Source organism: Corallococcus sp. RDP092CA, assembly GCF_041903675.1.
Classification (GTDB): domain Bacteria; phylum Myxococcota; class Myxococcia; order Myxococcales; family Myxococcaceae; genus Corallococcus.
This window is the reverse complement of the sequence record NZ_JAYESI010000043.1, coordinates 19,808-44,637: the sequence shown is the minus strand read 5'-3', so window position 1 is coordinate 44,637 and position 24,830 is coordinate 19,808. Positions and strand designations below refer to the sequence as shown.

Genomic DNA, 24,830 nt, shown 5'->3' with positions numbered 1-24,830 from the left:
GTGTTCAACACGCGTCATCGCGCGGGGCGGTGGGAACGGCGCGCGTGGGTGCCGGGGGACGCGATGGCGCTGGTAGGGTCGGTGGCACCATGACCCTCGCGTCCCTTCCGCTCATCGTGTCCCTGCTCGCGGCGCAGACGCCCGCGCCCGCGCCGTCGAAGGCGCCTCCTCCCGCGCCGGCCGCCGCGAAGGCCCCGTCCGCCGTCCCCGGCATCGCCCCGCTGCCCGGCCTGCCCAACCTGTGGGCGAGCGGCGTGCCGCCGGTGCCGCCCGCGCTCTCCCAGCGCGCGCAGCAGTACCTGGAGTCCCGCTCCGCGCAGCTGCTGGACGTGAGCGGGGATGGACGGCAGGTGCTCATCTCCACGCGCTTCGCGGACGTCAACCAGCTGCACGTGGTGGAGATGCCGCTGGGCGCGCGCACCCAGCTGACCTTCACGAAGGAGCCCATCAACCGCGCGCGCTTCCTGCCGGGCAACCCGCAGGTGGTCTTCTACCTGCAGGACACGGGCGGCGGAGAGTTCTTCCAGGTGTTCCGGCTGGACCGGCGCACCGGCCGCTCGGAGCTGCTGACGGACGGCAAGAGCCGGCATGAGGAGCTGGTGATGTCGAAGGACGGCCGCTGGCTCGCGTACTCGGGCACGGGCCGCAACGGCAAGGACACCGACGTGTATGTGGCGCCCACGTCGGACCCCAGGCAGGCGAGGCGGGTGACGGAGGTGGAGGGCAGCTGGGCGCCGGTGGAGTTCTCCCGGGACAGCTCCAAGCTGCTGGTGAGCCAGTTCCGCGCGGCGGACGACGCGGACCTGAGCGTGGTGGACCTGAAGACGAACGCGCGCACGCAGCTCACGCCCAAGGAGGGCAAGGGCAGCGTGGAGGCCGCCGTCTTCACGCACGACGGGCAGGGCGTGTACGTGGCCACGGACCGCTACAGCGACTTCTCGGAGGTGTACCGGCTGCCGCTCACGGGCGCGCCCCCGGCCGCGGCGCCGTCGCTGACGAAGTCGGTGCGCTGGAACGTGCAGGACCTGGAGCTGTCCCCGGACGGGCGCAAGCTGGCGGTGGCCTTCAACGAGGAGGGCTTCGGCAAGCTGGCCCTGCTGGACACGCGCACGCAGGCGCTGGCGCCGGTGGAGACGCCGCGCGGGGTGATCTCGCGGCTCCGCTTCCCGGACAAGCGGTCGGACCGGGTGGCGTTCTCGCTGACGTCCGCGCGCGTGCCGCTGGACGTCTTCACGGTGGACCTGGGCACGAAGAAGGCCACGCGCTGGACGCGCTCGGAGGTGGGCGGGTTGGATCCGGAGACGTTCGTGGAGCCGGAGCTGGTGCGCTACCCGTCCACGGACGGCGTGAAGGTGCCGGCGTTCCTGTACGTGCCGAGGAACGCGAAGGGGAAGGTGCCCGTGGTGGTGGTGTTCCACGGCGGCCCGGAGGGGCAGAGCCAGCCCTCCTTCAGCGCGATGACCCAGCTGATGGTGGCGGAGCTGGGGCTGGCGGTGCTGCTGCCCAACGTGCGCGGGTCGGAGGGCTACGGCAAGGCGTACCGCGCCATGGATGACGGCGTGAAGCGCGAGGCGAGCCTGGCGGACATCGGGGCCACGCTGGACTTCGTCGCCTCGCGGCCGGAGCTGGACGCGTCGCGGGTGGGCATCTACGGCGGCTCCTACGGCGGCTACATGACGCTGGCGACGGCGGCGTTCTTCCCGGAGCGCATCAAGGCGGCGGTGGACGTGGTGGGCATCTCGTCGCTGCCGTCGTTCCTGCAGAACACGCAGGCGTACCGGCGGGACCTGCGGCGCGCGGAGTACGGCGACGAGCGCGACCCGGCGGTGCGCCAGGTGCAGGAGCGCATCTCCCCGCTGGGGTCGGTGGAGCGGATCCGCGCGGCGCTCTTCGTGCAGCAGGGGGCCAACGACCCGCGCGTGCCGCAGTCGGAGGCGGAGCAGATCGTCCAGGCGGTGCGCAAGAAGGGCTCGGACGTCTGGTACCTGCTGGCCACGGACGAGGGCCACGGGTTCCAGAAGAAGACCAACCGGGACCTGGCCCAGCTGACGGCGCTGATGTTCTTCGAGAAGCACCTGCTGGGCCCGGCGGCCGGGCAGGCGGGCGGCAAGTAGCCTCCACCGCGCGCGCACCGGGCCGCCGCCGGTATGGCGGCGGCCCGGAGGCGTTGCACATTGAGGGAGTGGAGGCAGTCGTCTCCGCGCGGCCGGAGGGCCGGAAGGGGCGTGACCATGAAGCGCTACAGCCAGTCGTTGCGTTGGGGGGGACTGTTGGCGGTGCTCGCGGGGGTGGGCGGCGCGTGGGCGGGGGCCGAGCAGGACCAGCTGTCCTTCAACGTCGCGCGGACGCAGTTCAACCTGCGGATGACGCCGGACAACGTCACGGGCCCCGCGTTCCAGGTGTCCCGGCTGCCGGGCGAGCTGCGCGGCCGCGTGGCGGACGCCCCGGTGGCGCTGAGCCTGGGGGACGAGAAGGTGAGGGGCAACATCGGGGCCTCGGTGGTGAACCTGGACGTGAAGAAGGAGGGTGACGCGCTGAAGGCGAAGGGCGGCTTCCACGGGCGCCCCGCCAACCTGACGCTGTCTCCGCGGGAGCTGACGGTGTACGTGCGCGACTGCACGTACCGGCTGAAGGCGAAGGAGCCGGGCCGCACCTACGAGGGGCCGCGCAGCTGCGACCGCGCGTCCTCGCCGCCCACGGAGATCACGCTGCCGGACGCCTTCCTCGCGGCCCCGCCCACGGAGCAGGCGTCGCTGCTGCTCCTGGCGCTATAAGCCTCGCGGTGACCCCGCGCAGGCTCAGCCTCCTCATCGCCCTCCTCGCGCTCGTGACCGCCGTGGGCACGGGCGTGTGGCTCGCGTGGCCCGGGCCGGACCTCACCGCGCAGGCGGACCTGTCGGACGCCCGCGCCCACCTCATCATCGAGGCCGGTGACGACCCGGACCGCGCGGGGCGCGAGCCTCCCGGCGTCACGGTGTTGAGTAACGGCGTCCGGCTGACCCACGTCCCCACCAACTGCCACGCGGACTCCCGGGGCTCCCTCGCCTGCGAGGACCGCTGCGACGCGGATGCCGCGTGCCCCGCCGACACCGTGTGCGCGCGCCACCCGGACTTCGGCTTCCGCGACTGCCAGCCCCTGCACCGCTTCTGCGACGACGCGTCGGACTGCGCCCCTTCCGACACGTGCCACCTCGTGGACACGTCCGCGTCGGGCCAGGTCCTCCGCCGCTGCGTCCCCCAAGGTGCGCTGCGCGCCGGGGACCGGTGCGCGGGGGACCCGCGAGCGCCCGAGGGCCGCTGCGCCCCCGGGCTCCTCTGCCTCCAGGGGTTCTGCGGCCCCCCATGCGACGTGCATGACCCGGACACCTGCGCCCCCGGCACCGAGTGCGCCCCCAACCCCTACCGCGTCCGGGGCGCCTGCGTCCCCAGCTGCCGCGACCGGGCCTGTCCCCCGGGCGAGCGCTGCGGGACGGACGGCTCGGACGAGGTGCCCAGCTGCCGCCCCTTCGTGGGCCCCGCGTGCCTGGACGCCGAGCCCTGCGCCGCCAACCAGGACTGCCTGCGGGGCTTCGCCGAGCCCACCCTCGACACGGAGGCCTTCGAGTGCCGCGCCCGCTGTGACGACTGGACCCCTTGCGCCAAGGGCCTCACCTGCGACGAGACCAGCGGCTACTGCTTCGAGCCCTGCGCCCTCGACGCCGACTGCCCCGCCCCCGAGCGCTGCCACGCCCTCCACCGCCGCGAGCCCCAGCGGGGCTGCGGCTTCATCGCGGAGGGGCTCCCCGCCGTCCGCCGTTAGCCCCGCGGCAGCTCCACGACGAAGGTGGAGCCCTCGCCCAGGACGCTGTCCACCTCGATGTAGCCGCCCATGGCCTCGATGATCTGCCGGGCGATCCACAGCCCCAGCCCGAAGCCGCCGTAGTTGCGCTCGGAGACCGCGCGCTCGAAGCGGTGGAACAGGCGCGGCAGGTGCTCCTTCGCGATGCCGATGCCCCCATCCCGCACCCGCAGCCGCGCCCGGTCGCCGTTCGCCTCCAGGGACACGCGCACCGGGTTGCCCCGCCCGTACTTCAGCGCGTTGGACAGCAGGTTCGTGAAGACCTGATCCAACCGCAGCCGGTCCCACTGTCCGCGCACCTCCGGCGCCAGCGCCAGCTCCAGCGGCGTGCCCGAGCGCGCGTACTCCGGCTCGAAGCGCTCGGCCACCTCGCGCACCAGGCTCCCCAGCTCCAGGGGCTGGCGCACCAGCTCCAGCTTCCCCGCGCTCAGGCGCGACACGTCCAGCAGGTCGTTCACCAGCAGCGTCTGCCGCTTCACCTGCCGGTCCACCCGCTCCAGGCCGCGCTTGAGCCGCTCGGGGTCGAAGCCCGCCCCCGACCGCGCCAGCCCCGCCTGGAGGCTCTGCACCTGGAGCTGGAGCGCGCTGATGGGCGTCTTCAGCTCATGGCTCGCGATGGAGAGGAACTCCTCGCGCAGGCGGATGGCGTCCCGCGCGTCGCGGTAGAGGCTCGCGTTGTCCAGCGCCAGCGCCGCCCGCCGCGCCAGCTCCTGCGCCAGCGCCAGGTCCTGCGCGTCGTATGCCCGCTTCGACGTGACGAACGTCAGCGCCCCCAGCGTGTGCCCCCGCACCCGCAGCGGCACGCACAGGTACGCGCACGTCCCGCCCGCCCGCGCGCTCGACGGATCCACCTCCGACAGCCCCGAGCGCGACTCCGGCCTCCCGGACTGGATGACCCGCGCCACCACCGCGAGCCCCGGCGGCGGCACCTCGCCGCCCTCGCGGCCCGCCGTGGCCACGCAGCGCACGCCGCCGGACTCGTCCTCCAGGAACACGCCGCAGGCCTCCGCGTACTGCGGCACCGCCAGGTGCGCCACGCGCTCCAGCGTCTCCTCCTCCTCCAGGCTCCCCGCCAGCACGCCGCCGGCCTCCGCGAGGAAGCGCTGCGCCGCCTCGCCGCGCTGGCGCTCGGTGATGTCCACCATCACGCTCAGGCACTGCGGCGGGCCGCTCGCCGGGTGCACGCGCCCCGTCCACATGGCCACCTGCACCGCGCCCCCGTCGCGCCGCCGCGCCGCCAGGGGCACCCCGTCCAGCACCGTGCCCCGCGTGGCGCGCTCCAGGCCGTGGCGGAACGCCTCCCAGTGCTCCGGCGGCACCGCCGGCAACACCCTCCCCAGCACCTCCTCCGCCGTCCACCCCAGCATCCGCTCCGCGGCCGGATTCCACAGCCGCACCGTGCCGTCCGGGTCCAGCAGCATGATGGCCGTGGGGCTCGCCTGGATGATGGCCTCCAGCGTCCCGTGCGCCTCGCGCAGCGCCGCCCGCGCCCGCTGCTCGCGCTCCAGCAGCCGCGCCCGCGCCAGCGCCTGCGCCGCGTGGTGCGCCACCAGCTGGAGGAAGGCCCGCTCGTCGTCGTCGAACCCGTGCGGCTGGCCGAAGGTGAACACCAGCGCCCCCAGCGCCCGCCCGTCCGCCACCAGGGGCAGGCACGCCGACGAGGTCGCCGGCCGCTCCTGCCCCGACAGCGCGTCCTCCTCCACCAGCCACACCGGCCGCGACTCGCGCAGCACCCGCGCCACCGGCGAGTCCCCCGCCAGGGGCATCCGCTTCAGCCGCTCCGCCGCGTCCGGCGTGCAGCCCGCGCAGCGCAGCAGCGTGGCGCTCGTCGCCTCTGGCTCCACGCCCCACAGCGCCCCGGCCCGCGCGTCCGCCACCGTCAGCCCCTGCTCCAGCACCACCTCCGCCACGCGCGCCGCGGTGAGCGCCTCCGACAGCTCCGCGGTGACGTGCTGCAGCCGCGCGAGCCGCCCCGCCGCCACCTCCGCGGCCTGCCGCGCCTGGCGCTCCGCCGCGTAGGCCCGCGCCACGTCCAGCGCCAGCGCCGCCCGGTCCGCCAGCTCCTGCAACAACAGCTGCTCCCCTGACTCGAACGACGCCGGCTCCGGCGCCTCCCGCCACACCGTCAGCGTCCCCAGCGGGCGGCCCCGGGCCCTCAGCGGCAGCACCAGCACCGCCTCCACCGACTGCGCCTCGCCCGTGTCCAGCACCTCCGCCGCCACGCCCTCGTCCGCGCGCACCCGCTGGGTGAACAGCGCCTGCAGCCGCACGCGCGCCTCCGGCACCTCCGCCGCCGACGCCACCGTGCGCAGCCACAGCCCGTCCTCCGACAGGAGCCGCAGCGCGCACGCGGAGCCGAGCAGCGGCACGACGAGGCCGCACAGCCGCTCCATCACCGCCGGGGGCTCCAGCGACGCGTCCGCCAGCACCCGCGAGGCCTCCGCCAGCAGCGCCAGCCGCTCTTCAATCTCCGGAAGCCGCGCCCCGTACTGCCGCGCCTCCTCCAGCCTGGATGCGACCCTGGTCATGCCACGTCCCCCCGTTGCGCGCCCATGGGAGCACGCACGGGGCCATCGCGCTCTGCGTCTCAGGTCCCGCCATCCCTGATTTCTGTGGATGCTCGACACCCACTCCCCGGAAGCGTTGGTGGCGGGCACCCGCCTCGTTCCGGAGCCCCCCACCCCCGAGGGCAGGGCGCCCACGCGCGCACATGGGAGCACCTGCGGCGGTTGGAAAGCAAAGGAGCGTCACGGCTTCGGTTGCGGTGGGCCCGGGTTCGGCTAAAGCGGGGGCGGTGAACGCACCCTCGGAGTCACCGGCCGCCCCTTCGGAGGGGCCGGATTCTTCCAAACGCATCGCGATGCTGGCCCTGAGCGCGCTGGGCATCGTCTTCGGAGATATCGGTACCAGCCCGCTCTACGCCCTGCGCGAATGCTTCACCGGCGTGCACGGCGTCACGCCGACGCCGGCCAACGTCCTGGGCGTGCTGTCGCTCATCGTGTGGTCGCTCATCATCGTGGTGTCGGTGAAGTACATCATCTTCGTGATGCGCGCGGACAACCGGGGGGAGGGCGGCATCCTCGCGCTGATGGCGCTGGCGATGCACCGGCCCCGGGGCCAGGCGCACCACGCGCGGCCGGTGCTCATCACCCTGGGCATCTTCGGCGCGGCGCTCATCTATGGCGACGGCGTCGTCACCCCGGCCATCTCCGTGATGAGCGCGGTGGAGGGCCTGAGCGTGGCCACCCCCGTCTTCCAGCCGTATGTGATCCCCATCTCGCTCGTCATCCTGCTGCTGCTGTTCATGGTGCAGCGCAAGGGCACGGCCGGCATCGGCGCGGTGTTCGGCCCGCTCATGAGCGTGTGGTTCCTGGTGCTCGCGGTGCTGGGCGTGAAGGAGCTCCTGCACAACCCCGCGGTGCTCTGGTCGCTGTCGCCCGTGCACGGCGTGCAGTTCTTCCTCGACAACGGGTGGCACGGCTTCCTGGTGCTGGGCGCCGTCATCCTGGTGGTGACGGGGGGCGAGGCGCTCTACGCGGACATGGGCCACTTCGGCGCGGGGCCCATCCGGCGGGCCTGGTTCATGCTGGTGCTGCCGTCGCTGGTGCTCAACTACCTGGGCCAGGGCGCGCTCCTGCTGCGCCACGCGGAGGCCGCCCGCAACCCCTTCTTCCTCCTGGCCCCGGACTGGGCCCTGTACCCGCTGGTGGCCCTGTCCACCGCCGCCGCCGTGATTGCGTCCCAGGCCCTCATCTCCGGCTCCTTCTCCACCACCCGCCAGGCCATGCAGCTGGGCTACTGCCCGCGCATGGAGGTGGTGCACACGTCCGCGGAGGAGATGGGGCAGATCTACCTGCCCGGCATCAACGGGGCGCTCCTGGTGGGCGTCATCGCGCTGGTGCTGGGCTTCGGCTCCTCCAGCCGGCTGGCGGCCGCGTACGGCATCGCGGTGACGACGACCATGGGCATCACCACCGTCCTGGCCTACGTGGTGGCCCGGGAGCGCTGGGGCGTCCGCCGCGCCGTGGCCCTGCCCATCGCGGGCCTGTTCATGGTGGTGGACGTGGCCTTCTTCGGCGCCAACGCGGCGAAGATCGCCGACGGCGGCTGGTTCCCGCTGATGCTCGCCGTCTGCATCTTCACGCTGATGACCACCTGGAAGCGCGGCCGGGACATCCTCGCCGGCAAGCTGCGCGCGGCCAGCCTGGGCCTCAAGGACCTGCTGGGCAGCTTCGGGGACCACCCGCCCGTCCGGGTCCCCGGCACCGCCATCTTCATGACCGGGAACCCGGAAGGCACCCCGCCCGCGCTCCTGCACAACCTGAAGCACAACAAGATCCTCCACGAGCAGGTGGTGCTCCTCACCATCATCTCGGAGGAGATTCCCCACGTCGTGGCCCAGGAGCGCGTGGAGGTGGAGCCCCTGGAGCAGGGCTTCGTGCGCGTCGTCGCCCGCTACGGCTTCATGGAGAACCCCAGCATCCCGGACATCCTCAAGCGCTGCCGGGAGAAGGGCCTCCAGTTCCAGCTGATGGGCACCAGCTTCTTCCTGGGCCGGGAGACCCTCATCCCCACCAAGAAGCCCGGCATGGCCGTCTGGCGCGAGGCCCTCTTCACCTGGATGAGCCGCAACGCCCGCAGCGCCACCGCCTACTTCCGCATCCCGCCCAACCGCGTGGTGGAGCTGGGCAGCCAGGTGGAGCTGTGAGCCGGGCATGCCGCACCAGGACTTCACCCCACGAGTAGAGAAACTATTCAGCCCGCACTGCGCGTGTTTTACCGGGCTTGAGGTTTATCCCGTCTCGTAACTCCCTGAAAACACATGGGTCTGGTCCTCAGGGGAGGGGTGGTTATGACCCATTGGCGTCGGACGGCAGGTGCTACTCAGCCCTTTACGCAGGGGCTCACCTGCTTCAAATTGCACCGCTCGCCCCTGTTTTTTCCTGCTCAGACAGAAAAATATGGCGGGGCAGCAACACTTTCGCCGACAAATCGAGAATCTTTTCGCGGGGCAGAAAAAATCCTGCTCCGTCGTAACAGAACTTGGTTACCCTGCGGCCAGGTGTCCCCCGGCACCCGGCGTCTGAAACGAGGTCAGCCCCATGCTCCAGGCCATCGCCCCCGCCCCCGCGTCGTCCCCGGTCTCCCCGGCGAAGTCCGTCATGCCGTGGATGGCGGAGCCGCGGATGGCGCTGTCGGAGGCGGCGCCGTACACGGTGCTGAGCGCCCAGGAGCTGTACCCGCGCATCTGCGTGCGTGATCCGTACTTCGCGCTGAAGGACGTGACGGTGCTGCCGGGCGAGGTGGTGGCGCGCGTGCCGGTGCAGATGGCGACGGACGCGGAGGCGATGCCGCTGGGCCTGGGCGAGGCGGGCCGGCACCTGGCCATCCTGGGCTCGTGCGGCGCGGCGCTGGTGGCGCCCAAGGACGGGCAGCACTTCTACCTGGCCAGCGCGGCGCGCGGTCAGTGGCTGCAGCCGGCCCCGCAGGAGCGCGCCACGGACATGCTCTGGGCGCTGGCGCAGGCGGAGTACACCGGCAAGCGCACCTGCACGGCGCGCACGCTGCTGTCGGACTCGGACGGCACGCCGCTGTTCAAGCTGGAGGTGGATTACAACGTGCTGTCCGCCGCCGCCTTCACCCGCCTGTTCGGCGAGGCCCGCCAGGAGATGCGCCGCGCGCCGCGCCCCGCGGACACCGTGCAGCGCACCCCGGAGGAGTGGGCGAAGCTGCGGCAGAACCCGTACAGCAAGCCGCTGGAGCTCCAGGACTTCCGGATGGAGGGCGACCTGATGCGCTCGTCGCTCACCGTCACCCCGGAGCTGTGCAAGGGCCACTTCGCCATGCACCCGGTGATGCCGGTGGCCGTCGTCGCGGGCGGCATGACGCGCATGGCCACCACGCTTGGCCGCGCGCTGGAGCACGCGCCCGGCGCCCGCTTCGTGGCCCGGGACGTGAAGCTGTCCGCGGACAGCCTGGCCTACGCGGGCCAGACGGTGGTGTTCAGCGCGCACCGCACCCACGTGCGCGGCGCGGACCACACCTTCGCCTGCTGGGCGTCCGTGGGCGAGCGCGTGGTGGCGCAGCTGGACGTGACCTACACCCGCGTCGACTGAGGTCCGCCGGAGCCTCCCGGCGGCGCGCCCGAGGCGCTGGCGACGCGCGGCCCCGCGTCCCGCTTCAGGCCCACTCGATTTCGTAGTCCACGCGGTCGATGCCCTGCGGCTTCGCGGTGGCCTTGCCCGTCAGCCCCAACACCTTCAGCGAGCCGGTGAGGATGCCCACGTGGTACGCGGGCGGCATCATGTCCCGGCGCATGCGCAGGGTGCCGGACTTGGGCCCCGTCGTGAGGTACTCGCGGTTGCCGTAGGACACCGCCGCGCTGTACGCCATCTGCGCGCCCGCGAAGAGCTTCTGGGGGTCGCCCCGGGAGATGATGCCGAACACCAGCATGCCCGGCCCGGTGGAGTAGCGGGTGATGCTCACCTCACCGCACGCGTGGAACACCGCGTCCTGGGGGCCGAGCGCGCCCTCCAGCAGGTCCGCCGCGCTGTACAGCAGCGTGAGGAACTCCCGCGCCGGGTACGAGCGCAGCTCCGCGTAGTCGTGGTTCAGCTCCCCCACGCGCAGCTTCTCCATCCCGATGGCGCCCGCGTGCTGCTGCACCAGGCCGAAGACGGACTTGAAGATGAGCCCACGGATGGAGTCCCCCTGCTGGAGGGTGGCGATCCGGGCGGCGAGTTCGGCCTTGTCCGACGGCATGACTTCCACTCCTTGGTTCACGGGCGAACCCGGCGCCAGCTTAACGGCCCCTTTTCACCTGTCGACAAAGCGCTTCACCGGGCGTCGCACCTCCCCTTCCGACCTCCCATGTCCGGTGCCCGGGCCGACGCGGCAGGTCCAGGGGGCTCCCTCCCGGCGGGGGGCGGGCGTCAGCGCTCGTCCAGCAGCACCGGCGCGAAGCCGGCCGCGTCGCAGGACGCGAGCACGTAGCGCACGCCCGCGCGTTCCCCGGTGAAGCCCGCGGGGATGCCGCTCGAGTGCAGGTGGCCGTACACGCAGACCCTGGGGGCGAACGCCTCGATGGGGGCGCTGAAGGCGGTGGCCCGCTCGTTCGCGTACACGGGCGGGAAGTGCACCGCCACGACGCGGGTGAGCGGCGTGGGGTGGGCCGCCTCCTTCTTGAGCGCGTCCTCGATGGAGGTGGTGAGCCGGCGCGTCTCGCGCTCCACGTAGCCCGAGTCCCCCTGCTCGTCGCCCATCTCCCCGCCGGGCATGGGCGGCGCCTCCGGCGCCGTCCACAGCCGGGAGCCGGCGATGACCCACGGCCCCAGCACCACGGCGTTGTTGTGCAGGAAGCCCTCCAGCGTGCGGAACGGCTCCAGCAGCTTGCGCAGCTTGGACGCGGAGTCCCCCCACCAGTAGTCGTGGTTGCCGCGCACCAGCACCTTGCGGCCGGGCCGCGCGTCCAGCCACGCCAGATCCTCCATCACCTCGTGGGGGCGGGTGGCCCAGGAGATGTCGCCCGCGACGATGACCGCGTCCTCGGGCCGCACCCGCTCATCCCACGCGCGCTGAAGGGGGAGCGGGTGGTCCGTCCAGCCGAAGCGGTGCATGTCCTTCTGCCGGGTGGAGGGCAGGTGCGTGTCGCCAATGCCGAAGAGCCGCATGATGCTGGCGTCATAGCGGATGGCCCGCCCCCATGTCGGCCCTTCCAGCGCGGCGCGCGCCTGGACGGCCTGCCGCCGCGGTCCGCCAAGGGTTCAAAGAGTGATTAAGACAAGAAATGATGTAACAAACCGTTACGTCATGGATGTCCTGAAACGCGGCAGTGCGGCATCCATGCACCATGCCGGACCTTGAGTGAAATCGGCCGGCCCCGCCATGTGTGTAATTCCGTGATTTCAGGTGTTTGAGGTCGCCCGGAACCCCGCACGTTTCGTGCGGGGTGGAGCATGGATGCACCGGTCGCGGAAGAAAACTGGACGAAGGTGACGGGATGGAGGCGGCTGGCACGCATGGTGCTGGGGAGGCGGCTCCAGCCGTCTCCGTGGGCAAGCGGGGGCGGGCCGTGGAGTCCCTCCCCGACTTTTGGAGTCCCTCATGTCAATCTTCCGCAATCCCCTCGCGGCGGCGGCCGCCGCCCTGGTGCTGTCCGCGTGCGGTCCCCAGGCGCAGCAGCCCACCGAGGAGGCCCCTCCGGCCGAGACGCCGTCGCAGCCCTCCACGGACACGGCCGGCAGCACGCTGCCGCGTGAGCTGGACCCGCTGTTCGCGCAGGCCGCCCAGGAGTTCAACGTCCCGGCGGAGCTGCTCAAGGCGGTCTCCTACGCGGAGACGCGCTGGCAGATGGTGCGGGGCGAGGAGGAGTTCCCCGGCCAGCAGCCGGCGTTCGGCCTGATGGCGCTGCGCGGTGAGGACCTGGAGCAGGGCGCGGCGCTGGCGGGCGTGACGGTGGAGGCGGCGCGCACGGACGCGCTGTCCAACCTGCGCGCGGGCGCGGCGCGGCTGTCGCAGCTGGCCACGGACGCGAACGTGGAGCGCGGGGACCTGGCGGCGTGGGCGCCGGTGGTGGCCCAGCTGAGCGGCATCACCCAGCCGGAGGCCCAGGCGGAGCACGTGCACCGCGGCGTGTACGGCGTGCTCAACGAGGGCGCGGTGGCGCTCAACCAGGACGGGTCGGTGGCTGCGTCGCTGGAGCCGGTGAAGGTGGAGGCGAAGTTCGCGCGTCCCCAGGTGCGCGCCATGGCGGCGGGACCGGACTACAGCCCGGCCGTGTGGCGCGCGTCGCCCAACTACAACTCGCGTCCCTCGGGCAGCACGGGCGACCCGTCGATGATCATCATCCACACCTGCGAGGGCAGCTACTCGTCCTGCTGGAGCTGGCTCACCAACAGCGCCTCGCAGGTGAGCGCGCACTACGTGGTGAACGAGAGCGGCTCGGAGGTCTCCCAGCTGGTGCGCGAGGCCAACCGCGCCTGGCACATCGGCGCGACCTACGACTGCGCGAACAACAGCAGCAAGGAGTGCTGGCTCAACGGCGTGTCGGCCAACCACTTCACCATCGGCATCGAGCACGGCGGCTACGCCAGCCAGACGTCCTTCCCGGCCGGGCAGATCGACGCGTCCGCGAAGCTGTCGTGCGACATCGCGCGTGACAACGCCATCGTCAAGGACAGCTACCACATCGTGGCGCACGGCAGGCTGCAGCCTGCGACGCGCACGGACCCGGGTCCCAACTGGCCGTGGTCGTCGTACATCAGCAAGATCAACAGCTACTGCGGCACGTCCACGCCGTCGGGTGAGATCATCATCGACAGCAACAGCGCGAACAACGACGCGTCCAAGGCGCGTTTCTCGCTGACGGGATCGTGGACGGCGGGCACCAGCGCCGGCTACTACGGCAGCGGCTACTACTACGCGTCCACGGAGGCCGTCTCCGCGCCGGCCTCGTTCGAGTTCTACCTGCCCACCGCGCAGACGCGCACCATCGACGCGTGGTGGGTGGCGGGCACGAACCGCTCCGCCACGGCGCCGTTCATCGCCTACAACGCGGCGGGCACCGAGGTGGGCCGCGTGTCCGTCAACCAGCAGGTCAACGGCGGCAAGTGGGTGCAGCTCGGCACGTACAGCTTCTCCGCTGGCTGGAACAAGGTGCAGCTGAGCCGCTGGACGACCGCGGGCTACGTGGTCATGGCCGACGCCGTCCGGGTTCGCTGACGTGAGGCGCGAGGGCCTTGGACGGAAGGCGCGTTCCGGGCCCTCGCGGGCGCGGTGGGGGTGGGCCGTGCTCGCCCTGCTGGGCGCCATGGGGTGCCAGGGCCGCTGCGGCGGCGCGGCCCCGGCGCCCGGCGCCCTGTCGGAGGCGGAGCGGCGGGCCCTGCCGGGCACCATCGTCTTCCTCTCCGAGCGGGCGGGACAGAAGGACGTCTGGCGGGTGACGCCCGCGGGCGAGGAGACGCGGGTCACCTCCGCGCCGGAGGACGAGTACCCCGGCCCGCCGTCGCCGGACGGGCGCACGCTGCTGGTGATTGCGTCGGGCGAGGCGAACGGGCGCGTCTTCCAGCAGCTGCGGCTCCAGCCGCTGGCGGGAGGCCCCTCCGTGGCGCTGCACCCGCCGCGGCCCCGCGCGCGCAACGCGAGCTGGGCGCCGGACGGCACGTGGCTGGTGGTGGAGTCCGACGCGCAGGGCTTCAGCGACGTGGTGCGGGTGCTGCCCGAGGCGAACGCGGTGGACACGCGGCTGACGCACGTGAAGGAGGGCTGCTTCGAGCCCGCGGTGTCCCCGGACGGCACGGAGGTGGCGTGCGTGTGCAGCGGTGACGGGGATCCGGAGATCTACGTCTACCGCGCGGACGGCACGGGCGAGCCCCGCCGCGTCACCACGTTCTACATGGAGGACCGGACGCCGCAGTGGAGCCCGGACGGCGAGTGGCTCCTGTTCGTGAGCAACCGCGAGCGCAAGGAGCGCCTGTACCTGGCGCGCGCGGACGGCGCGGACCTGCGCGCGGTGTCCGGAGAGGGCTTCGCGGGCGACGAGCGCGAGGCGGCCTTCAGCCCGGATGGGAAGCGCGTGGCGTACGTGGCGAGGCTGCCGGACGGCAGGAGCCGCATCTGGGTGGCGGCCGTGGCGGGCGGCGCGCCGGTGGCGCTGACGGACGGCCAGCACCGCGACGACATGCCGGCGTGGAGCCCGGACGGCAAGGCGCTGGTGTTCGTGTCGGAGCGCGACGGCGACACCGACCTGTACCTCATGCGCGCGGATGGCACCGGCCAGACGCGGCTCACCACGGCGAAGGGCGCGGACTGGCTGCCGCGCTGGTTCGTGCCGCGCTAGGCCCTGCTTCCCTGCAGGGGAGTCGTCCCCTCGTTCAAGATGGCGAGGTAGCCGCGGTACGCGAAGACGCGGCCCCGCCTGCGCCCCGTGACCTCCTCCACGATGCCTAGACGCTCCAGGTCCACGAGCGCCGCGTTCACTGTGGGAGCGGTCAGTCCGGTCCGGACGACGAGCTGATTCGACGTCAGGTACGGTTGTGTCTGCAGCAGCTCGTGCAGACGGAGCGCTGAGCTGGCGCGCTGGCTCTCCGCGGTAATGCGCTCCCGGTCGTGCTTGAAGAGCTCCACGATTCGTGTGGCCGCTTCGAACGCCTGGTTCGCGGTCTGCTCGATGCCCTCCAGGAAGAACTCGAGCCAGGGTTCCCATGCGCCCCGCTCGCGGACCTCCTGGAGCAGCCGGTAGTAATCGGCGCGGCGCGTCTTCAGGTAGAGGCTCAAGTAGAGCAGCGGTTTGCGGAGCACGCCCTGGACGCACAGATAGAGCGTCACGAGGAGGCGGCCGATGCGGCCATTGCCGTCGAGAAAGGGATGGATGCTCTCGAACTGCACATGCAGGAGCCCCGCCTTGATGAGGGCTGGCAGCCGGGACTTCTCCTCGTGCATGAAGTCCTCGAGGTCCCCGAGGCAACCGTCGAGCTCCGTCACCGGGGGCGGGACGTACAGCGCATTTCCGGGCCGGGTTCCTCCAATCCAGTTTTGCGAGCGGCGGAACTCGCCGGGATCCTTGGTGCCACCGCGTCCGCTCTGCAGCAACCGTGCGTGCATTTCGCGGATCAGCCGGAGTGAGAGCGGCAACTCCTCGAGCCGCTCGAGCCCGTACATCATCGCGTCGACGTAGTTGGAGACCTCGCGGACGTCGTCGATGGGCTGCCCCTCCTGGGCCTCGGTCTCGAACCGGAGCAGATCGGAAAGGGTCGACTGCGTCCCTTCAATCTGTGACGACAGCACCGCCTCCTTGCGCACGTACATGTAGAGGAACAGCTCCTGGTGCGGCAGGAGCACCGTGATTCCGTCGAGCCGACCCAGCGCTCGCTCGGCTCGGCCGAGTCGGTCCAGCAGGCCCAGGACGTCGATGGAGGGGACTGGCGGCAGGGGCGGCGGGACGAACGACCGCACGAGCTCGCCGGCGGCGGTGGTCTCCACGAACCGGCCCATCCTTGAAGGCGCGGGTGAGGCGTCAGTCATGCGCCTCAGCATTCGAATGGAGCCTGTTTAAGTCAAACGCTCTTGGCTTAAATAAGGTCAGCGCCAATGAAAGCGGCCTTTAACAAGCCCTTTCCATAATGATTTCAGCTGGTTCGTGCCGCGCTAGCTGGCGCGCTGGCGCAGCGGCTTGGCCTCCGGGGAGGCGGCGGGAAGCTGCAGGGGCACGCTGAAGAAGAAGGTGACGCCCCGGTCCGGCTCGCTCTCCACCCAGATGTGGCCGGCGTGGGCCTCCACGATGAGCCGGCTGATGTAGAGCCCCAGGCCCAACCCCTTGCCGTCCTGCAGGCGGCCGTCCTCCGTGCGGTAGTACTTGTCGAACAGGCGCGCCGCGTCCCGGGGCGACAGGCCCGTGCCCTGGTTGGTCACCGACACCACGGCGTGGTCGTGCACGACGGAGAGGCGCACGTCCACCGGCGTCCCCTTGGGGCTGTACTTGAGCGCGTTGGTCAGCAGGTTGGTCATCACGCGCTCCAGCCGCGCGGCGTCCATGGGCACCGGCGGCAGCGGATCCGCCAGGTGCAGCCGGAAGCGCTCTCGCGCGTCGGGCGGCACGTCTCGCTCCAGCACCGCCTCCAGGAAGCGGCCCAGGTCGCACGCCTCGCGGTGCAGGCTCACCCGGCCGGACTCCAGCCGCGAGCCCTCCAGCAGCTCTTCGATCATCGTGCTCATCCACTCCACGTTGTGGATGATGGCCTGGGCCATGTGACCCTCGCGCTCCAGCTTCCGCTCGTGCAGCGCGCGCTGGAGCAGGTGGGCGCGCAGGTTGATGGTGTTCAGCGGGTTGCGCAGGTCGTGGGAGATGAGCCCCACGTACTCCTCGCGCAGCTTCTCCAGGTCCCGGCGCTCGGTGACGTCGCGCAGGATGGCGATGCGCGTGGCGTCGTCCGCGCCCTCCAGCGGGCTCAGCCGCACCTCCAGCGGCACGCGGGTGCCGTCCTGCCGCTGGCCCGTCACCAGCCGTCCGCCGGTCGCGCGCTCCGGGCCCTCACCGGTGGCGGACGGCCCCCCCTGGAGTCCCCCCGGCACCAGCAGCCCCGCATCGCGACCCAGCAGGGCCTCCCGGCGGTAGCCGAAGACGCGCTCGGCCTCCGCGTTGGCGAAGCGCACGCGGCCGGTGGCGTCCACCACCACCATGGGGTCCGGCGCGGTGTCCAGGAAGGTGCGGAAGCGCTCCTCGGAGGACTCCAGCGCGGCGGTGGCCCGCCTGCGCTCCAGGTCGAGCACGTCCAGGGCCCGCGCCGCCAGCAGCACCAGCGTGGCGCCGCCAGCCGCCACCACCGTGGCGAAGAGGGGCAGCTTCGCGTCGTGGCTGAGCCCGCCCGTCAGGTGGATCAGCACCAGCGTCAGCCCCAGCACCGGCGGCCCCAGCAGCGTCACCGGGACCAGCCGCCGCGCCACGAAGCCGCCCAGCGTGTCCCGGGTGAGCCGCGCCATCAGCCCCAGCTGCGGCCGGGCGCACAGCGTGCCCATGGCCAGCAGCATCAGCACGCAGGTGGTGTGCAGCCCCATGCTGCGCTCCTGGAAGAACGGAGCGGCCGCTGGCGTCACCAGCGGGCCCAGCAGGAAGCCGTTGAGGCCCGTCAGCGCGGCCATCAGCGCCAGCGCCACCAGCGCGTCCGACCACGACAGCCGCTGCGGGTGGCCCCGGTCCACCAGCGCCAGCGCCGGGCCCAGCAGCATCAGGCACAGCCCCGTCAGCGGCGACGACTCGGCGCCAGGAGACACGAAGCCGTCCTCGCCGAGGGCGCGCAGGAACAGCGCGTCCAGGCCGCCATTGCCGCCGGTGATGACGCCGTCCACGAGGCTCGCCGCGCCCACCAGGGCCGTGGCCAGCGCGAGCGCGGTGCCCAGCCGGTGGCGGGCGCGGTGGGGCGAGGCCGGCAGGCGCAGGCCCAGTGCCGCCCCGCCCAGCATCAACCCCAGCGCGGCGCTGGGGCGCATGGCGGGGAGCGCGGCGCCCATGGACTTGAGGACCATGACATCCAGCGCCCAGCCCACCAGCACCAGCAGCCCCACCAGGCAGGCGGCCACCGCGGAGCTGCGCGCAAGGGCACGGACCAACGCCGTGCTTCGTGGCATGGATCGGCCGCTCATCATCCGCGTCCCCCCGGAACGCCAGCCCTGCATCCTGCCACAACATCACGTCACAGGGGGCCGCCAGGCAATGGGACGCCAGGGTTGGGGGGATGTCCTTCCTAGGCGGGGATGTCGGACCTGTCCAGGGTTGGTCAGGGCGCGTAGCGGCCCGGGTAGACGGTGAGCACCACGCCCAGCCCGGGGCCCACGTCGATGTTGCGTGGCACGTAGGACCCGGCGCCCTCCACGGACAGCTGGAAGGACGAGACCCCGGCGCCCGCGTGCACGTAGAGGAACAGCCCGTGCGCCGCGGTCCCCGTGGTGCTCACGGAGCCCATGTCCGCTGACGGGTAGTAGACGCGGTCCGCCAGCTCGGCGCGGTCGAGCGCCACGCGCGCGCCGCTCACCGGCTGACCGTTCAGGTCCACCACGCGCCCCAGCACGAAGCCCGCGGAGGCTAGGGTGGCCGAGGGGTCCCCGGTGTGACCTTGCAGACGCTGGGCGCCCACGGCGGCGCCCAGCTGCTCCACGAACGCGGTGGGCAGGGCCCAGGCGTGCGCGTCGATGATGTCCGTGCGCGGCCGGGTGCCGGTGAAGGCCGTGTCGTAGACGAGCGTGGTGCTGCGCACGAGCCCCTCGTGTTCGAGGCCCACCGCGAGCCCCTGGTGCACGTCGCGCACGGGCACGTCGGGGATGCGGAAGGCGCCGTCCTCGGACACCTCGCCGGTGGCGAAGGTGGCGGCCGAGTCGTTGACGGCCACGCGCAGGGGCTCCTCCACGGTGAGCGCCATTCCAGTGAGTGACGCGGGGGCGGAGGCCAGGCCCTCGGCCTCGGGAAACACGCGCGCCTCGCCGCTCACGAGGATGCGAAGGTTCTCCAGGTCCACCGCCTCGGCGTCCTCGGTCCGCACGCCAGGGTCTGGTGTGTATCCGCCGCCGCCACAGGCCACCGCCAGCAGCCCGAGCACGGCCCCACCCGCCGCCCGAATGTAGTGTTTCATCGAGCGGCAACATCTTCACGGCCGGGGGTGATCGCAATCCGTCCCCCGGCGCCGTCCGTCCCCTGCATGACGCCCCGCCGCGCCCGCGGGCCGTCCGCCCCGGACCCCGGGCCCTCCGGGTGTTGAAAACACGTCGGCACCGGGAGCCTGCCTTCCGCCTGGGACGGAAGGCCACGCCTGGTGCCGCGGGTCACGCCAGGGAGGTGGAAGCGGAGCGCCTACCAGCGCGACCCGCTGTTGCCGGAGGAGGAGGAACCGGAGCCCCTGCCGGTGTTCCACCCGCCGCCGCTGCTGCCGCTGCTGCTTCCGCTGCTCCGGCCACTGCTGCCGCTGCTGCCGTTGCTGCTACCGGAGGTGTCCCAGCCACCGCTGCTCCGGCCGCTGCTCCCGCTGCTGCCGCGGTTGTTGTCCTTGTCGTCGTCGCGGCTCTTGCTGGCCGGCGTGTTCCACCCGCCGCTGTTGCCACGGTCGTTGTCCTTCCGGTCATTGTCCCGCGCGTTGTTGGAGGGAGCGACGTTGCCGCGGCCCCAGCCGGCGCCGCTGGGAGGACGGGCGCCGGTGCCCGTGCCGCCCGGGGGCGGGTTGCGGCCCTGCTGGGCGGGGGCCGGAGCGGGCGCGGGCGCGGGCCGCGAGGGGGCGATGTTGTTGCGGCCGGAGGCCACCGGGGAGGCCTGGTGGCTGTTGCTCCAGCGGTAGCCCCCGCTGCCGCGGTCGTAGGAGTAGCCCGCGCCCCAGGAGCCGTGCGGGTAGAAGTCGTGCTGGTGGCGGCCGTGGAGGTTGCAGTAACCGCCGCCGGGGATGGGGTGGTAGTCCCAGTACCAGACCACCGTCGGGCCCCGGTAGTAGTAGACGTTGTCCGTGTAGACGTAGGACGTCGTGGGCGGCTGGTAGTCGTGGACGTGGGCGTAGTCCTCCGGGCACCAGCCACCGCCGTAGTCGTCGGGGATGGGGTGCGCGCCGGCGAACCGGTACTCCACCACGGGGGCGGGAGCGACGTAGGCCACGCGGCGGACAGGGCGATGCGAGTGGGCCTCGACGACACAGCCCGTCCCCATCAGCAGGGCCAGGGGGACGACCAGGGCGAGCAAGCGGTTCATGATGGGTCTCCTGGCGCGGAAGTGGACCCTCAAAGCGTCCCGCTCCGCAACCTCACGCCCTCCCCGACGGCCGGACGCCTCGTTAATTCATCCGGGGCGCCCGCCCGCCGGGAAGGGGAGGGGCCCGCCTGATATGACCTCCGGGTCGCGGCCCTGGGCGCCGCGCCGGGGAGGCATGCGGATGTCGGATGTGGATTTCGGACGCGCGGTCGGGGCGTCCTGCGCGCTGCACCCGGGGCGGGAGGCCACGGGCACCTGCGAGCGCTGCGGCAACTTCATGTGCGGCGCGTGCAGCGAGTACGGCGCGTTGCAGCACTGCCCCACGTGCCGGGAGCGCTTCGGCGACACGTTCCCCCTGCGGCGGGAGACCTGGTCCTTCAGCAAGCTGTGGGACGTGTGCTGGGTGGCGTTCCAGCGCGAGTGGGCCATGCTGTCGCTCGCGGTGTTGATCACCCTGGGCGTGTCCTTCGGCGCGCAGATGATCATCCAGTTGGCCACGACCGTGGGCGGGGCGCTGGGCAGCGACGGCCTCACCGCGGTGCTGGGCGTCGTGGGGCTCGTGGGGCAGCAGCTGGTGCAGGGCCTGGTGCAGCTGGGCCTCACGCGCGTGTGCCTCGACGTGCTGCACGGAGGCCGCGTGGACCTGGCGCGCCTCTTCAGCCAGTTGCACAAGGCGGTGCCCTACGCGCTGACGATGCTCATCCTCTTCGCCGTCGCCTTCGTGGCGGTGTTCGCCCTGATCTTCCTGGGCATCTTCGCGGCCTCGGGCCTGGGCCTGGAGCTGCGCTCCCTCCCGGGCGCGGACGCCTCGCCGCAGGAGTACTGGGACGCGGTGGCGCCTGTCCTCGGCGTGATGGGGGCGGCGTTCCTGGTGCTGGTGGGGCCCCTCACGTACCTGGCGCTGCCCCTATACCTGATCCAGCCGGAGATCGCCTTCAACGACGCGCCGCCTTCACCCTTCGAGGTGCTGCGCCGCTGCTGGGGGGCGGCGCGGGGCCAGCGGCTGGCCATGCTGGGCGTGGTCCTCTCGGGGGGCGCCGCCATGCTCGTGGGGTTCTGCCTGTGCTGCGTGGGCTTCATCCCCGGCATGGCGCTGGCCCAGCTGCTCTTCGCGGGGCTGTACCTGGCCGTGCGCTCGCCCTGGGGCGACGCCGCGGAGCCCTCCCGGGGCTGACGCCGCGGGAGGCAGAGGGAGTGCGCGCCTTCGCGAAGCGGAGCGAAGGCGCGCGGGGAGACTTCAGTGCACCAGCCGCTCGGAGGAACCCGAGCGGGGGACGGCGACCTTGCCCAGGCACGCGAGGATGTGCTCGCGGTACTCGGACAGCTCGCGCAGGCCGCACAGCATCCACCGGCCGCCCAGCACGAGCGTGGGCACGCCGCGCACGCCGCGGCTGCCGGCCAGCCGGTGCTCGTCATGGATCAGCCGGCGCGTCTCCTCGGACCGGAAGGCCGCGGAGAACTGGTTCATGGACAGGCCCACGCGCGCCGCCAGCTCGAACACCACGTCCGAGCGCGACACGTTGACGCCCTGCTCCAGCGCGGCCCGCTGCATGGCCCGCGCGAGGAAGGCCCGCGCCTGCGGCCCCTGGAGCCGCGCCGCCTCCAACGCCGCCAGCGCCGGCACGCTGGAGCGCGGCGGATCCCCGCCCAGCCACAGGTCCGTGGAGAGCAGCGACGCGCTGGGGTCGGGCTCGCGCTGCGCGCGCTTCACCTCCTCCACCAGCCCGCGCACTTCGCGCTCCGTGGGCAGCACGTCATGCAGACGCAGGGGGTAGGGACGCACGCTCCAGCGGACGGCCTCGCCAAACTCCTGGCGAAGCACCTCCAACCGTTGGTCGGCGAGGTAGCACCAGGCGCAAAGCACATCCTGGTAGACGGTGATCTGCAGCGGCTTGTGCAGCGTTTTCATCGGGGGCCGCCAGATTAGAGGCGCATCCCCGCCGCTGCCAACACCCCCTGACAATCCGCGCCGGAAGGCATTCCCGGATTCCTGAGGAGCATCCAAGGCGCCGTGCGCACCGTGGAGCCCCGCACGCACGCCATGGAGCAGGCGGGCAGGCGCGCGGGGGCGCTCGCGCGCCTGCTCACGATGTGCCCCCTTGGCTCAGGACGTGCGGCCCGCCCGCGTGCGCAACGCGCTGCTCCGGGTCCCCGCGTACACCAACGCGTGCTCCACGATGTGGCCCGCGATGTCCTTGCCGGTGGCGGCCTCCAGGCCCTCGAAGCCGGGGCTGGAGTTGATCTCCATCAGGCGCGGGCCCTCGCGGCCCTCCAGCATGTCCACGCCCGCGACCTCCAGGCCGATGATGCGCGCCGCCTTCACCGCGGCCTCCACGTAGTCGGGGGGCAGGGTGATGGCGCGGCCCTCGCCGCCGCGGTGGATGTTGGAGCGGAACTCGCCCTTCTTCGCCTTGCGGCGCATGGCGCCCACCACCGTGTCGCCCACCACCAGCGCGCGCACGTCGCGGCCCTCGCTCTCCGCGACGAACTCCTGGAGGACGATCTCCTGGCCCAGGTCCCAGAAGGTGTCGAGGATGGTCTGCACCTCCGGCAGCGTGTGGGCGATCATCACGCCCACGCCCTGGGTGCCCCTGATCAGCTTGATGATGACGGGCAGGCCGCCCACCTCCTGCACCAGCTTGCGCACGTTGCCGCGGTCGTGGGCCAGCACCGTCCGGGGCATGTCCAGGCCCGCGCGGGCGAGGAACTGGAGCGCGCGCAGCTTGTCGCGGCTGCGCGCGATGGCCGTGGGCGGGTTGAGCACCGGCACGTCCATCATCTCGAAGTGGTTCACCACCGCCAGGCCGTACGCCGTGATGGACGCGCCGATGCGCGGAATCACCACGTCCACGCCCTTCACCTCCGCGCCGCGGTAGCTCATGCGCGGCTGGCCTCGCGCCAGCATCAGGCAGCAGCGCAGCGTGTCGAAGACGAGCGCCCGGTGGCCCCGGGCCTTGATGGCCTCCACCAGCCGACGCGTCGAATACAGCGAGCGCTTGCGGGACAGGATGGCCACGGTCTTCTTCGCGCGGGGCCGCTTGGGTCGCGGTGCGTCACCGCGCTCGGGTGCCTGCGCGCCAGACGGGCCGGGCGCCTTCTTCGGCTGGGGTTTTCGGGGGGGCATGCGGGGCGCGGGACACTAGCACGCACAGGCGTGGAGGCACGGCCCGTGGGCACCCTTTGCTATCCTCGCGTTCACTGATGACCGCCCCCAACCCGCATCCCGACGACATCCACACCAACCCCGGAGACGTCGGCCTCGAGCTGTCGTCCCAGTCCCCCTTGCTGGGGGAGACCCTGGTGGTGGAGGCGCGCGCCAGCGTGAAGCTGCACAAGTGCCGGCTCGTGGTGACGGCGGGGCCGGACACCGGGCGCTCCATGGTCAGCGACAAGGAGCGGCTGCGCTGCGGGGCCCACCCGGGCAACGACCTGGTGCTGGTGGAGGACCGCACCGCCAGCCGCCACCACTTCGAGGTCCAGTACACCGAGCGGGGCCACCTCCTGGTGGACCTGAACTCCACCAACGGCACCTTCCTGGACGGCCGGCGCATCGAGCGCGCCTACCTGTCCCCGGGCTCGCAGATCCGCGCCGGCTCCTCCGTCATCACCTTCGCCCCCCTGGACGAGGAGGTGGCGGTCGAGCCCGACCGCGAGGGCGAGCTGTGCGGCATGGTGGGCCAGAGCGTGAAGATGCGGCAGGTGTTCGGGCTCATCAAGCGCATCGCGCCCATGGACGTGTCCGTCATCATCCAGGGGGAGACGGGCACGGGGAAGGAGCTGGTCTCCAGCGCCATCCACGAGCTGTCCGGCCGCCGCAAGGGCCCCCTGGTGGTGCTGGACTGCGGCGCCATCCCGCCCAACCTCATCGAGAGCGAGCTGTTCGGCCATGAGAAGGGCGCCTTCACCGGCGCCACCTCCAGCCGCCCCGGCGCCTTCGAGCGCGCGCAAGGGGGCACCATCTTCCTGGACGAGCTGGGCGAGCTGCGCCTGGACCTGCAGCCCAAGCTCCTGCGCGTGCTGGAGAACCGCGAGGTGCGCCGGGTGGGCGGCAACGACGTCATCGAGGTGGACTGTCGGGTCATCGCCGCCACCCACCGCGACCTGGTGAAGGAGATTGCCCAGGGCAACTTCCGCGAGGACCTCTACTTCCGCCTGTCCGTCATCCACATCCAGCTGCCGCCGCTGCGCCAGCGCCGGGACGACATCCCGCTCATCCTCAAGCGGGCGCTGGCGGAGCCGGAGGTGGTGGAGACGCACGGCCGCAAGCGCTTCTCCGCGGAGGCGCTGGGGCTGCTCATGGCCTACGCCTGGCCCGGCAACGTGCGCGAGCTGATGAACGTCCTCTCCCACGTGCTGACCTTCTCCGAGGGCGAGGAGATCCTTCCGGCCCACCTGCCCCCGCGCATCCGGGGCCAGGCGCGCGAGGGCCCGCTGCCCTTCAACGAGCACCTGGCCTTCAAGGACGCCAAGGAGCAGCTCCTGGAGAACTTCGAGCGCGAGTACGTCACCAGCGTCCTCACCCGCTGTGAGGGCAACCTGTCCCGCGCCGCCCGGGAGAGCGGCCTGCACCGCAAGTCCATCGAGCGGCTGGTGAAGAAGTATCAGCTCGACGCCAAGGGCCTGAAGCCGCGCTGAAACATCGACGTTGCATGGTTTTCACCGGGGGTGTCACAACCCCAGGAAGTTTCCAGCAGGCCCGTCTTCTGAGACACTCCGCCCTCCGTTTCGGACCGCGACGCGGTGTGTCGGCGGTCAGTTGACGGATACTGCGAGGTC

General features: G+C 72.2%; 18 protein-coding genes. 9 read left to right on the top strand and 9 right to left on the bottom strand.

Going from position 1 to position 24,830, the window contains the following annotated elements; translation table 11 throughout:
- The first annotated feature begins 89 nt into the window (after positions 1-89).
- From U8525_RS31365 to U8525_RS31355, 3 genes are all read left to right on the top strand, one after another.
- A complete protein-coding gene (locus U8525_RS31365) occupies positions 90-2,114 on the top strand; it encodes an alpha/beta fold hydrolase (protein ID WP_374270391.1) in 2,025 nt (674 codons plus the stop codon).
- A 117-nt stretch (positions 2,115-2,231) separates the two neighbouring features.
- Entirely contained in the window at positions 2,232-2,774 is a 543-nt protein-coding gene (locus U8525_RS31360) for a hypothetical protein (protein ID WP_374270390.1), read from the top strand.
- A gap of 8 nt (positions 2,775-2,782) precedes the next feature.
- On the top strand, positions 2,783-3,799 hold the full coding sequence (locus U8525_RS31355; RefSeq protein ID WP_374270389.1) for a hypothetical protein: 1,017 nt from the start codon (positions 2,783-2,785) through the stop codon (positions 3,797-3,799).
- Here U8525_RS31355 and U8525_RS31350 read toward each other — a convergent pair.
- Positions 3,796-6,366, bottom strand: coding sequence for a GAF domain-containing protein (locus U8525_RS31350; RefSeq protein ID WP_374270388.1), 2,571 nt, complete (start codon positions 6,364-6,366; stop codon positions 3,796-3,798). The genes U8525_RS31355 and U8525_RS31350 overlap by 4 nt on opposite strands.
- A gap of 332 nt (positions 6,367-6,698) precedes the next feature.
- Between U8525_RS31350 and U8525_RS31345 the strand changes: the two genes are divergently transcribed.
- Both U8525_RS31345 and U8525_RS31340 read left to right on the top strand, forming a co-directional pair.
- Entirely contained in the window at positions 6,699-8,546 is a 1,848-nt protein-coding gene (locus U8525_RS31345) for a potassium transporter Kup (protein ID WP_374270387.1), read from the top strand.
- 394 nt (positions 8,547-8,940) lie between these two features.
- Positions 8,941-9,954, top strand: a complete 1,014-nt coding sequence (locus U8525_RS31340) for a hypothetical protein (protein WP_374270386.1) — start codon at positions 8,941-8,943, stop codon at positions 9,952-9,954.
- A gap of 64 nt (positions 9,955-10,018) precedes the next feature.
- Here U8525_RS31340 and U8525_RS31335 read toward each other — a convergent pair whose 3' ends face one another.
- Entirely contained in the window at positions 10,019-10,600 is a 582-nt protein-coding gene (locus U8525_RS31335) for a DUF2378 family protein (RefSeq protein WP_374270385.1), read from the bottom strand.
- A gap of 170 nt (positions 10,601-10,770) precedes the next feature.
- Positions 10,771-11,508: a metallophosphoesterase gene (locus U8525_RS31330; protein ID WP_374270384.1), complete on the bottom strand. Its 738-nt coding sequence runs from the start codon at positions 11,506-11,508 to the stop codon at positions 10,771-10,773.
- Positions 11,509-11,941: 433 nt separating this feature from the next.
- On the opposite strand from U8525_RS31330, the gene U8525_RS31325 reads away from it, so the two are divergent.
- Complete coding sequence (locus tag U8525_RS31325) at positions 11,942-13,558, top strand: N-acetylmuramoyl-L-alanine amidase (RefSeq protein WP_374270383.1); 1,617 nt, start codon at positions 11,942-11,944, stop codon at positions 13,556-13,558.
- Between the two features lie 76 nt (positions 13,559-13,634).
- Positions 13,635-14,675, top strand: coding sequence for a TolB family protein (locus U8525_RS31320; RefSeq protein ID WP_374270403.1), 1,041 nt, complete (start codon positions 13,635-13,637; stop codon positions 14,673-14,675).
- On the opposite strand, the gene U8525_RS31315 is transcribed toward U8525_RS31320, so the two are convergent.
- From U8525_RS31315 to U8525_RS31300, 4 genes are all read right to left on the bottom strand, one after another.
- Positions 14,672-15,817 carry a Fic family protein gene (locus U8525_RS31315; RefSeq protein ID WP_374270382.1) on the bottom strand — a complete coding sequence of 382 codons (1,146 nt, stop codon included), beginning with the start codon at positions 15,815-15,817 and terminating at the stop codon, positions 14,672-14,674. The genes U8525_RS31320 and U8525_RS31315 overlap by 4 nt on opposite strands.
- A 165-nt stretch (positions 15,818-15,982) precedes the next feature.
- Positions 15,983-17,959: a sensor histidine kinase gene (locus U8525_RS31310; protein WP_374270381.1), complete on the bottom strand. Its 1,977-nt coding sequence runs from the start codon at positions 17,957-17,959 to the stop codon at positions 15,983-15,985.
- A 149-nt stretch (positions 17,960-18,108) separates the two neighbouring features.
- Positions 18,109-18,957, bottom strand: coding sequence for a carboxypeptidase regulatory-like domain-containing protein (locus U8525_RS31305; RefSeq protein ID WP_374270380.1), 849 nt, complete (start codon positions 18,955-18,957; stop codon positions 18,109-18,111).
- Between the two features lie 218 nt (positions 18,958-19,175).
- Positions 19,176-20,054: a hypothetical protein gene (locus U8525_RS31300; RefSeq protein ID WP_374270379.1), complete on the bottom strand. Its 879-nt coding sequence runs from the start codon at positions 20,052-20,054 to the stop codon at positions 19,176-19,178.
- Positions 20,055-20,235: 181 nt separating this feature from the next.
- Between U8525_RS31300 and U8525_RS31295 the strand changes: the two genes are divergently transcribed.
- A complete protein-coding gene (locus U8525_RS31295) occupies positions 20,236-21,228 on the top strand; it encodes a hypothetical protein (RefSeq protein ID WP_374270378.1) in 993 nt (330 codons plus the stop codon).
- A gap of 63 nt (positions 21,229-21,291) precedes the next feature.
- Here U8525_RS31295 and U8525_RS31290 read toward each other — a convergent pair whose 3' ends face one another.
- Complete coding sequence (locus U8525_RS31290; protein ID WP_374270377.1) at positions 21,292-21,963, bottom strand: DsbA family protein; 672 nt, start codon at positions 21,961-21,963, stop codon at positions 21,292-21,294.
- Positions 21,964-22,158: 195 nt separating this feature from the next.
- Positions 22,159-23,178: a RimK family alpha-L-glutamate ligase gene (locus U8525_RS31285; protein WP_374270376.1), complete on the bottom strand. Its 1,020-nt coding sequence runs from the start codon at positions 23,176-23,178 to the stop codon at positions 22,159-22,161.
- Between the two features lie 77 nt (positions 23,179-23,255).
- Here U8525_RS31285 and U8525_RS31280 point away from each other — a divergent pair, with 77 nt between their 5' ends.
- Positions 23,256-24,689 (top strand): sigma 54-interacting transcriptional regulator, encoded by a 1,434-nt coding sequence (locus U8525_RS31280; RefSeq protein ID WP_374270375.1) that lies wholly within the window; start codon positions 23,256-23,258, stop codon positions 24,687-24,689.
- Positions 24,690-24,830 lie beyond the last annotated feature (141 nt).